The 11755-nt window shown below is 64.4% G+C and carries 9 protein-coding genes and 1 pseudogene; 6 read left to right on the forward strand and 4 right to left on the reverse strand.

Translation table 11 applies throughout. The features are described 5' to 3' along the window. Positions 1-142: 142 nt before the first annotated feature. The 3 genes from X727_RS160935 to X727_RS160925 all read left to right on the forward strand — a co-directional run bounded on the left by X727_RS160935 (position 143) and on the right by X727_RS160925 (position 5433). Positions 143-970 (forward strand): MurR/RpiR family transcriptional regulator, encoded by an 828-nt coding sequence (locus X727_RS160935; RefSeq protein ID WP_023686446.1) that lies wholly within the window; start codon positions 143-145, stop codon positions 968-970. Positions 971-1141: 171 nt separating this feature from the next. Beyond that, entirely contained in the window at positions 1142-2305 is a 1164-nt protein-coding gene (locus X727_RS160930; RefSeq protein WP_023833587.1) for an efflux RND transporter periplasmic adaptor subunit, read from the forward strand. Further along, on the forward strand, positions 2302-5433 hold the full coding sequence (locus X727_RS160925) for an efflux RND transporter permease subunit (RefSeq protein WP_023833588.1): 3132 nt from the start codon (positions 2302-2304) through the stop codon (positions 5431-5433). The genes X727_RS160930 and X727_RS160925 overlap by 4 nt, the downstream gene beginning before the upstream one ends. Before the next feature lie 181 nt (positions 5434-5614). Here the strand turns inward: X727_RS160925 and X727_RS160920 are convergent, their stop codons facing one another. Genes X727_RS160920 through X727_RS160910 form a run of 3 tightly spaced genes read right to left on the reverse strand, consistent with a single transcriptional unit; the run spans position 5615 to position 8107 of the window. Further along, on the reverse strand, positions 5615-6652 hold the full coding sequence (locus tag X727_RS160920) for a zinc-binding dehydrogenase (protein WP_023686449.1): 1038 nt from the start codon (positions 6650-6652) through the stop codon (positions 5615-5617). A gap of 11 nt (positions 6653-6663) precedes the next feature. Continuing rightward, a complete protein-coding gene (locus X727_RS1000000168425; protein WP_081726046.1) occupies positions 6664-6966 on the reverse strand; it encodes a zinc-binding dehydrogenase in 303 nt (100 codons plus the stop codon). Beyond that, positions 6869-8107 carry an acyl-CoA dehydrogenase family protein gene (locus X727_RS160910; protein ID WP_023686451.1) on the reverse strand — a complete coding sequence of 413 codons (1239 nt, stop codon included), beginning with the start codon at positions 8105-8107 and terminating at the stop codon, positions 6869-6871. Before X727_RS160910 ends, X727_RS1000000168425 begins: the two co-directional genes overlap by 98 nt. Before the next feature lie 126 nt (positions 8108-8233). Between X727_RS160910 and X727_RS160905 the strand changes: the two genes are divergently transcribed. The 3 genes and pseudogenes from X727_RS160905 (at position 8234) to X727_RS160900 (ending at position 10605) form a co-directional block, all read left to right on the forward strand. Further along, positions 8234-9049, forward strand: a complete 816-nt coding sequence (locus tag X727_RS160905) for an SDR family oxidoreductase (RefSeq protein ID WP_023695624.1) — start codon at positions 8234-8236, stop codon at positions 9047-9049. Next, positions 9046-9577, forward strand: a pseudogene (locus X727_RS01000000164390) (MaoC family dehydratase). Before X727_RS160905 ends, X727_RS01000000164390 begins: the two are co-directional and overlap by 4 nt. Next, entirely contained in the window at positions 9574-10605 is a 1032-nt protein-coding gene (locus X727_RS160900) for a phosphotransferase family protein (protein WP_023728438.1), read from the forward strand. Before X727_RS01000000164390 ends, X727_RS160900 begins: the two are co-directional and overlap by 4 nt. Before the next feature lie 250 nt (positions 10606-10855). On the opposite strand, the gene X727_RS160895 is transcribed toward X727_RS160900, so the two are convergent. Continuing rightward, entirely contained in the window at positions 10856-11692 is an 837-nt protein-coding gene (locus tag X727_RS160895; protein ID WP_155923516.1) for a hypothetical protein, read from the reverse strand. Positions 11693-11755: the final 63 nt, after the last annotated feature.

Here is an 11755-nt window from a genome sequence, read left to right on the forward strand (position 1 = left end):
GCCGTCCCCTGGGGAGCGCTGTATCTTATGTTACGTATTTTGCGTCATTGCGTCCCTGTGGATGATTTCATACAGTTTGTCCGGCTTTGTCAAACGCGATTTCGGGGAAGCGGTCTGGACGGGCTCAGGGGTGGGGAAAACGATGATTTCCAGCATTGCCGAACTGATTTCGGACCGCATCGGCACGATGCCGGCCGGCGAGCGCCGCGCCGCGCAAACGCTGATTGCCAACTATCCGCTGATCGGGCTGAAGACGGTCGCCGAGTTCTCGACCGCCGCCGGCGTATCGTCGCCGACCATCCTGCGCTTTGTCTCCAGGCTGGGGTTCCAGAACTATCCCGAATTCCAGTCGGCGCTGCAGGACGAACTGGCGGCGCAATTGCAGTCGCCGGCATCGCGCACGCTCAATCCGGCCTCACCGGGCAGCAGTGCCGTGTCGCCAATGCTGGAGGCGACGCTGGACAATATGCGCGAGACCTTCAGGCATCTGTCCGACAGGCAGCTTGCCGACATCGCCGAAAGGCTCGCCGAACGGCGCGGCAAGACATTCCTGATCGGCGGCCGCTTCACCGATCCGTTGGCGCGCTACATGGCCGCCCACCTCGCCATCATCCAGCCCGACGTTTATCACCTCGCCGGTCAGGAGAGCATCTGGCGCGACCGGCTGATCGACATGGGCAAGCGCGACGTGCTGGTGATCTTCGACATCAGGCGCTACCAGGACAGTCTGGTACGCTTTGCCGAGACCGCGCATCAGCGCGGCGTACAGATCGTGCTGTTCACCGACCAGTGGCTATCGCCGATCGCCCGCTTCGCCCGCCATGTCATTGCAGGACGCACCGCCGTGCCTTCGGCGTGGGACTCTTCCGCCGCTCTGTTCGTTGTCGCCGAGACGCTGATCGGCGCTGTCACCAGGCAGCTCGAGGCCGACAGCGCCAAGCGCATCCGCGACCTGGAAAGCCTGCGCTGACACGCTCAATCCCGGCCGCAGGTGCGCAAAATTACGCAGATTTAATGTGCATGGAAGCGGCAGAATTGCCATAAAGCCATGATATTGCGGCGGCTTCGCACATACCGGGTGCGTCGCTGCGCGTTTTTTTGCTTGGTGAAACCGGTAGACGTTTTGCCAACCGGAGTGTCGATGGTCGCCTGGAAACAGATCGTTTTTGCGCTTGTGATCCTGGTCGCGGCTGTCCTCGCCTGGGCGCGATTCTTCCCGGGCGCGCCGGAGGTTCTGGCACGCTGGGGTATCGACTGGACCTATGCTTCGGCGCCCGCCACAACCGGTGCGGTCGACACGACAAAACAGGCAGGCGGTCGCAACGCTGCCGGCCGCCCGGCAAATGTCGTCGCCTTGCCTGCGGCCACCGCCACCATCAACGATCGCCTGCAGGCGATCGGCACCGGCCGCGCCAACGCCTCGGTGACGGTCAACCCGTACAGCTCCGGCCGGCTGGTTGAATTCCTCGTTCAGTCCGGCACCCGCGTCGACAAGGGGCAGATCATCGCTGTTCTCGATTCCGAGACCGAGGTGATCTCGCAGGATCGTGCCAAGCTCGCCTTGCAGGATGCCCAGGACAAGCTCGAGCGGGTGAAATCATTGAGGGCCTCCAACGCCGCGACCCCGGTCGCCGTCGCCGATGCCCAAGTGGTGCTGGCCGGCGCCAAACTGGCGCTGCAGGATGCCGAACTCGCCTTGCAGCGTCGTTCGATCGTCGCCCCTATCGCCGGCACGGTCGGCATCCTGCCGATATCGGCCGGCAATTACGTCACCAGCCAGTCGGCGATCGCCACGCTTGACGACCGCTCCTCCATCCTGGTCGATTTCCTGGTGCCCGAGCGCTTCGCCGCCGCCGTCAAGGTCGGCGCGCAACTGTCGGCGACGCCGATCGCCAATCCGAGCAAGGCCTATACCGGCACTGTGTCGGCCATCGACAACCACATCGACGAAAAGAGCCGCACCCTGCTGGTCAAGGCTGCAATCGCCAATCCGGCGGATTCGCTGCGCGCCGGCATGTCGTTCGGCATCACCATGCGCTTCCCCGGCGACACCTATCCGGCCGTCAGCCCGCTGGCAATCCTGTGGGGTTCCGACGGCGCCTATGTCTGGCAGATCGAGGACGGCAAGGCCAAGCGCGTTCCCGTGCGCATCATCCAGCGCAACACCGAGACGGTGCTGATCGACGCTGAGATCGAGGATGGCGACATGGTCGTCACCGAAGGCACCCAGAGCGTCAGCGAAGGCGGCGCGGTCCGCATCGCCGGCCAGGATCAGCGCGCCGCGGAAGCTGCCGAAGGCTCATGACTGCACCCGTCAGCACCGCCAGCGAAACCGGCTTCACCGCACTCTTCATCCGCAGGCCGGTTATGGCCTTCGTGCTGAACACGCTGATCGCAGTGGCCGGCCTTGCCGCTTTCTATGGCGTCGAAATCCGCGAACTGCCCGATGTCGACCGCGCCGTGGTCACCGTGTCGACGGCCTTCGAGGGTGCCGCCGCCGAAACCGTCGACCGTGAACTGACCGACACCATCGAGGGCGCGGTCGCCCGCGTCTCCGGCGTCAAGTCGATCTCGTCGACCTCTTCCTTCGGCCAGAGCCGCGTCACCATCGAGTTCAACGACGGCGTCGATTTGAACGTCGCCGCCTCCGACGTGCGCGACGCGGTCGGCCGTGTCGCCAACATGATACCGGAGACCGCCGACCCGCCGCGCATCGTCAAGGCCGATGCCAATTCCGATGCCGTGATGCGACTGGCCGTCACCTCCGACACCATGTCGGTGCAGGACATGACGGTGATCGTCCAGGACCAGATCGAGGACGAACTGGCCGCCGTGCCCGGCGTCGCCGACGTTCAGGTCTATGGCGACCGCGACAAGATCTTCCGCATCGATGTCGACCAGAACAAGCTCGCCAGCCTCGGCTTCACTGTGGCCGATCTGAGGGCAGCGCTTGCCTCGGTCGCTTTCGATTCACCAGCCGGTTCGATCACCACCACCAACCAGGATCTCATCGTCCGCACCACGGCCGATGTGACGACGCCGGAAGAATTCGAAAACATCATCATCGGCGGCACGACGCGCATCCGCGACGTCGCCACCGTCACGCTCGGTCCCGACATCGGCCAGACCTCGTTGCGCTCCGACGGCAAGACCGGCATTGGCCTTGGCATCATCCGCCAGGCGGAATCGAACACGCTGGATATTTCCACCGGAGTGAAGGCAGCCGTCGCCAAGCTGCAGGAAAACCTGCCCAAGGGCATGTCGATCAAGATCACCAGCGACGACGCCGTCTTCGTCAACGGCGCCGTGCACGAGGTCGAGATCGCGCTCGGCCTGTCGATCTCCATGGTGCTGATCGTCATCTACATCTTCCTGCTCGACTGGCGCGCGACGCTGATCCCCGGTCTCTCAATGCCGGTCGCCATGATTGGCACCATCGCCGCCATCTATCTCGCCGGCTTCTCCATCAACATCCTGACGCTTCTGGCGCTGGTGCTGGCGACCGGCCTTGTCGTCGACGACGCCATAGTCGTTCTGGAAAACATCGTGCGACGGCGCAACGAAGGCATGGGGCCTCGTGCCGCCGCCGTGCTCGGCGCCCAGGAAGTGTTCTTCGCCGTCATCGCCACGACGCTGACGCTCGTTGCCGTTTTCGTGCCGATCTCCTTCCTGCCGGGACAGACCGGCGGCCTGTTTCGCGAATTCGGCTTCGTCCTCGCCATGTCGGTGCTGCTCTCCTGCGTGGTGGCGCTGACGCTGTGCCCGATGCTGGCCTCGCGCATGTTGACCGGCGCATCGCTCCACCATGAAGGCGGTCACGGCATTGGCGCGCGCGTCGGTGGCGCGCTGAACGCGGCCTACAAGCGCGCCCTGCATGCCTGCCTCGGCGCGCCGTGGATCGTGCTGCTGGTTGCGGTGCTGTTTGCGGGCATCGCCTTCATGCTGTTCGGCACCATCCGCCAGGAGCTGACGCCGAGCGAGGACCGCGCCGTCGTGCTTCTGCGCATCAACGCGCCGCAAGGCGTCAGCCTCGACTACACCACCCAGCAAATGCAGAAGATCGAGCGGCTGATCCAGCCGCTGCGCGATTCCGGCGAGATCGTCTCGACCTTCGAAAATGCCGGCCAGAACGGCGCCTACAATTCCGGCTTCATGGTGATGACGCTGGCGCCGTGGGACGAGCGCACGCGCAGCCAGCAGGAGATCATGGCGCAGATAAGCCAGCTGACCCGGCAGGTGCCATCCGTGCGCATCTTCCCGGTGCAGGCCAATAGCCTCGGCATTCGCGGCGCCGGCAACGGCCTGCAATTCGCGCTGGTCGGCAACGACCGCAAGGCGCTCGGCGACGCGGCGGTGAAGATCATCGCCCGGATGCAGGCCGATCCGCGCTTCCAGACGCCGCGGCTTTCCATCGACCCGACGCAGCCGCAGTTGGCGGTGGCCATCGACCGCGAGCGCGCCTCCGATCTCGGCATCGACATATCGGGGCTCGCCAACACCTTGCAGGCGATGCTCGACGGCAACGATGTCGTCGATGTCTACATCGCCGACCGCAGCTATGGCGTGAAGCTGGTCTCGACCACCAACCCGATCAATGATCCGACCGATCTGGAAAACATCTTCCTGAAGACCGCCGACGGCCGCTTCGTGCCGATGTCGACCATCGCCACGCTGACCGAGCGCGCCGTGCCGCCGTCGCTGACCCGCGAACAGCAGCAGCCTTCGGTGGCGATCACCTCGAACCTGAACGGCAATTTCGCACTGGGTGACGCGCTCGGCGTTGCCGAGCAGATCGCCGCCCCGCTGCTGCCGCCGGGCAGCCACGTCCTGCCGCTGGCCGAAGCCGCGACGCTCGGCGAGACCAACAGTGCCATGATCACCATTTTCGGCTTCGCGCTGGTCATCATCCTCCTGGTGCTTGCCGCCCAGTTCGAAAGCTTCGTCAGCGCCGTCATCATCATGGCGACGGTCCCGCTCGGCCTTGCCTGCGCAATCTTTGCGCTGCTTTTGTCAGGCACCAGCCTCAATGCCTACAGCCAGATCGGCCTCGTGCTTCTGGTCGGCGTCATGGCCAAGAACGGCATCCTCATCGTCGAATTCGCCAACCAGCTGCGCGACCGCGGCCTCGGCGTGCGCGAGGCGATCGAGCAGGCCTCGATCATCCGCCTGCGGCCGGTGATGATGACGATGATCTGCACCATCCTCGGCGGGGTCCCGCTGGTGCTGGCCGCCGGCGCCGGTGCCGAAGCGCGCATCGCGCTCGGCTGGGTCATCGTCGGCGGGCTGGGTCTCGCCACCGTCTCGACGCTGTTCCTGACCCCGGTCGCCTACCTCCTGCTCGGCCGCTTCGTGACGCCGAAGGCGCATGAGGAAGCGAGGCTGAAGCGGGAGCTTGAGGAAGCGGCGTACGCCAATGTCGAGCCGGCGGAGTAGCTCCGCTTACCCTCCCCCTTGTGGGGAGGGTCGGACCGCGGGTCCGGGGTGGGGGTGCAGCGCCAACTAACGTCGGTCCAGCGCTCCCGCGAATAACAGAGGTGGAGCCAAGACCCCCACCCCGACGAACGAGCAAAATTGCTCTTTCGTCGACCCTCCCCACAAGGGGGAGGGTAGAAAGTCACGGCCTAATAAACACCTTCCCGTTCGGCTTGGCCAGCTCCGCCGGGGCCTTCGCCATCGCCTCATCCAGCGGTAGCACCGCCGTCACGTCGGTTGACCAGCGCCCATCCGAAAAGCGCTTCTGTGCTTCCATGATCGCCGGGCCGCGCTTGTCGCGGAACTGGCGCATCCATTCGACCAGCCAGAAGCCTTCAATGTGCTTTTGTTGGAAGATCATCTGGCCGGGCTCACGGATGACAGTGGTGTCCGGATCGAGCCGTCCATAGATGATCCAGCGCGAGCGCTTCGGCATGGCGTCGAAGATCGCCGAGGCCACCGGCCCGGTCACGGCATCGAGGAAGATGCGCGGCTGCTCGGCCTTGACCACATCGCGTAGTGCTGCCTTGAAATCCGGCGCCTTCTCGTTGAGCACATGGGCAGCCCCGATCTCCTTCAACAGCGGAATCTGCTCGTCGCGGCGCACGGTGACGATCGGCCGGAACCCAGCCTCCTTGGCGAGACCCGCGATCAGCTTGCAAAGCTGGCTGGCGCCGGCGGTCATGATGAAGGCTTTTTCGCCCGTCTGCTTGACGATGTCGAACATGGCGAGCGCCGTGAGCGGGTTGACGATCATCGCCGCGCCATCCTCGTCGCGGACCGTGTCGAGCAGCGGAATGCAGCCGGCAGCTTCGGCAACTGCATAGTCCGCCCACGCGCCCCAATTGGTGACGCCGGTGGTGAAGGCGATGCGCTTGCCGATCAGGCTTTTCGCATAGGGCTCGTCGCCGCTGGCAACGACCGTGCCGACACCCTCGAAGCCGGCCGGCTGGCCCTTGGCGCGCGGCTGACCGTACTGGCCCTTGATGAACATGACGTCGGACGGGTTGATCGAGGCGAGGCTGACCTTGATCAGCACCTGGCTCGGTCCGGGCGTCGGCACGCCGATGCTGCCCAGCGTGAGATACGGCTCCATCGCCTCCAGCACGCTGCCGGAGGGCGTCCTGGTGTAGCCGTCGCCGATCAGCAGCAGTGCTCTCATGTCTGAAGGTATCGCCATGGCGGGGCTCCTTACAGTTTGAGGATGAGCTTGCCGGATGCGCCACGGCCAAGCACGCGCGTCAGCACGGCGGCGGCATCGGCCAGCGGATAAGTGCCTTCGATGACCGGCCAAACCTTGCCGGCGAGATGCCAGCCGACCAGTTCCTTCAGATTGTCGGCATGGACGAGCTGGCCGAGCGGCGCGAAATCGCGGGCGATAATGGCCTTCATCCGCTCAGACCTTTTCCTGCGTGTATTTCCTGAGCTCCGTACGCGCCACCTGCCGGCGGTGCACGGCGTCCGGCCCGTCGGCGAGGCGCAGGGTTCGCAGATGCGTCCATGAGCGTGCCAGCGGCGTGTCCTGGCTGATGCCTTGCGCCCCGAACATCTGCACGGCCTCGTCGGTGACCTTGAGCGCGACGCGCGGTGCGATGACCTTGATCTGGCTGATCCAGGGCGCGGCTGCGCGCGCATCGCCTTGGTCGATCATCCACGCCGCCTTGAGGCAGAGCAGCCGCGCCATCTCGATCTCCATGCGGCATTCGGCGATGATGTCGAAATTGGCGCCGAGCTTGGCCAAGGGCTGGCCGAAGGCCTCGCGGCGCACCGAGCGCTGGCACAGCAGCTCCAGCGCCATTTCGGCCTGGCCGATGGCGCGCATGCAATGGTGGATGCGGCCGGGGCCAAGCCGCCCCTGGGCGATCTCGAACCCCCTGCCCTCGCCGAGGATCAGGTTTCCGGCCGGCACCCTGACATTGTCGAAGCGAAGATGCATGTGGCCATGCGGCGCGTCGTCGTCGCCATAGACCTGCATCGGCCGCAGCTTGGTCACGCCCTTGGTGCCGGACGGCACCAGGATCATCGAATGGCGGCGGTGCTGCGTCTCGGCTTCGCCGGTGCGAACCATGACAATGTAGATGGCGCAGCGCGGGTCCCCGGCCCCCGACGCCCACCATTTCTCGCCGTTGAGTACATAGTCGCCGCCTTGCTTTTCGCAGCGCATGGCGATGTTGGTGGCGTCGGAGGAGGCGACATCCGGCTCCGTCATCAGATAGGCCGAGCGGATTTTCCCCTCGAGCAGCGGCGCCAGCCATGCCTGCTTGTGGTCCTCCGAGCCATAGCGCTCCAGCACCTCCATATTGCCGGTGTCGGGCGCTGAGCAATTGAAGGTCTCCGCGCCGAGATGCGCCTTGCCCATCTCCTCGGCCAGATAGGCATATTCGACGGTTGACAGCCCATAGCCGCGCTCGGAGCCGGTCAGCCAGAAATTCCACAGGCCGCGATCCTTGGCCGTTTTCTTCAACCCTTCGAGGATTTCGGTCTGCCGCGCGGTATAGACCCAGCGGTCGCCGCCCTTGCCGACCTCGCTCAAAAACTCATGATCGAGCGGCATGATCTCGTCGCGCACCATAGCGGCGACGCGGGCGTGGATCGGCTTCAGCCGCTCGGTCATGCCGAGATTGATGTCCGCCATCGGTCTCCAACCCTTTCACGCATCCAGGCACTTTACCCGTGGCAAGGATGACCGTACTTCGGTTAGCCTTGTCAACGCGAGCCCTTTCGCCCCGGACCGTGAGCAGAAAGGCGCGGAGGAATTGCGATGAGCTATCTGGAAGAACTGTTCTCAGTCGCGGGTAAGACCGCGCTGGTAACGGGAGCCGCGACCGGCATCGGCCGCATGGTTGCGACCGCTTTGGTCCAGGCCGGCGCTACCGTGATGATCGCCTCGCGCAAGGGCAAGGATTGCATCAAGGTCGCCGCTGAGTTGAACGGGCTCGGCGGCTCCGGCAGTGCCGAAGGTTTCGCCGGTGACGTCTCGAGCGAAGCCGGCATTGCCGCGCTGGTCAGCGAGGTCAAGGCGCGCACCGAGAAGCTGCACATTCTGGTCAACAATGCCGGCATATCCTGGGGTGCCTCCCTGGAGGATTTTCCCTATAGCGGCTGGGCCAAGGTGTTCGCCGTCAACGTCACCGCCGTCTTCCATCTGACACGCGAATTGCTGCCGCTGCTGGAAGCCGCCGCGAGCGATGCCGATCCGGCCCGCGTCATCAATCTGGGCTCGGTGATGGGCACGCAGCCGCTGGCCGACGACGCCTATTCCTATACCGCGTCCAAAGGCGCCGTTCACCACCTGACGCGCACGCTGGCGATCGAGCTCGCGGCGCGGCGCATCACCGTCAACGCCTTCGCGCCCGGCCCCTTCCAGAGCCGGATGACCGCCTTTGCCACCGGCACCGAAGAAAAGGCCAGACATGTCGGCAGCCATGTGCCGATCGGACGTATCGGCGTGGCGGATGACATCGGCGGCGCAACGCTCTATTTGTGCAGCCGCGCCGGCTCCTATGTCACCGGCGCCATCCTGCCGATCGACGGCGGGCAGTCGGTGCAGCATGGGCTGACACTGTTCAAGGAATGAGCCGCGATCGGCGGCAAGGGGAGGACACCGCAGTGGAACCGATCAGTCTCGATGTGCTTCTGGCCAGCGTCGGCAAGGAAGTCGGCGTCTCGCCATGGCGCGAGGTCACACAGACCATGATCGACCAGTTCGCCGAGGCCACCGATGACCACNGCCACCGACGACCACCAGTTCATCCATTGCGACCCCGAGCGGGCCAAAAACGAGACGCCGTTCGGCGGCACCATCGCGCATGGCTTCCTGTCGTTGTCGCTGCTCTCGGCGATGACCTTCGAGACCATGCCGCCGCTGGAAAAGGGCAAGATGGGCGTCAACCACGGTTTCGATTCGCTGCGCTTCCTGGCGCCGGTGAAGACCGGCGCGCGCATCCGCACCCGCTTCGTGCTGGCCGACGTCAAGGTCAGGCCGTCGGGCTGGGTGCAGACGGCGCATGACGTGACCATCGAGATCGAAGGCTCGAAGAAGCCGGCGCTGACCGCGCGCTGGCTGACGCTGACGCTGATCGAGCGTGAGCCGGAGACCGCATGAGCGACGCCAATACGCTCGACCAGACAGCGCTAGCCCCTTACCTCGAGGCGCACATCCCTGGTTTTGCACGGCTTTCCGCAATCGAAAAATTCAAATCCGGCCAGTCGAACCCGACCTATCTGCTGACCGCGGCCAGCGGCCGCTATGTCCTGCGCGCCAAGCCGCCGGGCCAGTTGCTGAAATCGGCGCATCAGGTCGACCGCGAATTCACGGTCATGAAGGCGCTGGCCGGCACCGCCGTGCCGGTGCCGGCGATGCTGCATCTGTCGGCGGAGGCGACGCCGATCGGCCGCATGTTCTACGTCATGGATTTTCTCGACGGCCGCATCTTCTGGGATCCGGCAGTGCCGGAGGCCGCTGGCAACGATGAGCGCGCCGCCCTCTACGATGCCATGAACGCCACCCTGGCCGCCCTGCACGACGTCGATGTCGAGGCGGTCGGGCTCGGCGATTTCGGCAAACCCGGCAATTACTTCGAACGCCAGCTGGCACGCTGGACCAGCCAGTACCGCGCCTCGGAGACCGGCACGGTCGCCGACATGGACCTGCTGATCGCGTGGCTGGAGACGCATATTCCGGCCGATGACGGCCGAAAATCTCTCGTGCATGGCGACTACCGGCTGGACAACATGATCTTCGCGCACAATGAGCCGAAAGTGCTGGCCGTGCTCGACTGGGAACTGTCGACACTCGGCGATCCCTTCGCCGACATCGCCTATCAATGCATGCAATGGCGCCTGCCGCACGCCTCGGGCTTTCGCGGTCTTGGCGGCGTCGACCGCGCCGCCCTCGGCCTTCCTTCCGAGGACGCGTACGTCGCCGCCTATTGCCGGCGGCGCGGGCTGGGCGGCATCGACAATTGGAGCTTCTTCCTCGCCTTCTCCTTCTTCCGCTTGGCGGCCATCTGTCAGGGCGTCTACAAACGGGCGCTCGACGGCAACGCCTCCAATCCCGAAAAGGCCAGGACCTATGGCGAAGCGGTGAAGCTGCTGTCGCACCTTGCCGCCAAGCTGATCGACCGAACCTGAGTAGACAATGAGATAGTGTGGTCGGCGCGATTTGATGACAGATCGGATCAGTTCCGTTCCCCGACCGGGGAGCAAGCCCACACGGAGGCGGTGGCAACCGGCCTGGAAACAGGACGCAAACCGATCACCGTCTGTAGACAGAGCATGATGCCGAAAAGTGTGAAGCGGTTTTCGGACGACATCATGCTCTATCTATTTGATTTAGAGCCGGATTCAGATTCAGGTCAATTCGACCTGAAATCATCCGGCTCTAGCGCGCATCGCTGGAAATGAACTTCATGTGCCGGCTGACTTGCAGGGCGATGTAGACGACCAGCGAGCATCCGATCGGAAACACGATCTCAATGAGGCCGGTGGCGACAGCCTGCGGCAATGCCAGCGCAATGTCCTTGGCTGCGGCGGTCTCGATCGTCAGCGCCGTGATCCCGCCGCCGAACACCGCGCCGGCCAAGGCACCCGCCAGCATGAAATGCAGCGAGCGAGGTTCTTCCTTGGATGCCAGCGAAGCCAGCATCCAGCCCAGCAAGCCATACTCGATCGCCCGCAACATACCGAGCGTGGTGAGCGACAGGATCACGGGCTTTGCCGATACATCAAGCGCGCTCACCATCACCTTTTGCGTACCTTTGGCGATGCCCATGGCCAGCGGCCCCGAGATCATGGCGATAAGGCCGCCAAGCGAGGCTCGCACCTTGGTGATCGCCGTGCCGAGGCTGACGCCGGCGCAGACGAAGAATGACCAGGTCACGCCTTGCGCCAAGTCTATCAGAACCTGGGTCGGGGCCGGGTGCGAACCTGCCGCAAATCCGGCAGTCAGAATAAGCGCTTCCATGGCGAAGCCGATTGCGATCGCCAGCCATGCGACTATCACGACCCGCCTGAGCGCCAGCCTTGCGCCATGAGAAAGTGGATGTGCGCCCGGCAGCCCGGACGAAAGCTCTATCGCAGCCACAGAGGCCCCCCAAAACCGAAATTTCTTGCAGAGCCGCCAAATAGGCTTTGTTTGTAACAGTCCGATGTTGCCTGCGTGCGCCCAGGTTACACATGCTGTGACATAGATGCTGGCGAAATGGACCAGAACGGGCACAACTATTCGAGAGAAAGCTTGAGGTCGCTTTTTGCTGTCCCTGACAGCGCCCTTGCCCGTTTC

The sequence above is a fragment of the Mesorhizobium sp. L103C105A0 genome (assembly GCF_000502215.1).
GTDB lineage: Bacteria > Pseudomonadota > Alphaproteobacteria > Rhizobiales > Rhizobiaceae > Mesorhizobium.

Bases quoted from the DNA above. Each gene is read 5' to 3' on its own strand.
- X727_RS160935 (WP_023686446.1), top strand. From the start codon at position 143: ATGATTTCCAGCATTGCCGAACTGATTTCGGACCGCATCGGCACGATG.
- X727_RS160930 (WP_023833587.1), top strand. From the start codon at position 1,142: ATGGTCGCCTGGAAACAGATCGTTTTTGCGCTTGTGATCCTGGTCGCG.
- X727_RS160925 (WP_023833588.1), top strand. From the start codon at position 2,302: ATGACTGCACCCGTCAGCACCGCCAGCGAAACCGGCTTCACCGCACTC.
- X727_RS160920 (WP_023686449.1), bottom strand. From the start codon at position 6,652: ATGGCGATACCTTCAGACATGAGAGCACTGCTGCTGATCGGCGACGGC.
- X727_RS160910 (WP_023686451.1), bottom strand. From the start codon at position 8,107: ATGGCGGACATCAATCTCGGCATGACCGAGCGGCTGAAGCCGATCCAC.
- X727_RS160905 (WP_023695624.1), top strand. From the start codon at position 8,234: ATGAGCTATCTGGAAGAACTGTTCTCAGTCGCGGGTAAGACCGCGCTG.
- X727_RS160900 (WP_023728438.1), top strand. From the start codon at position 9,574: ATGAGCGACGCCAATACGCTCGACCAGACAGCGCTAGCCCCTTACCTC.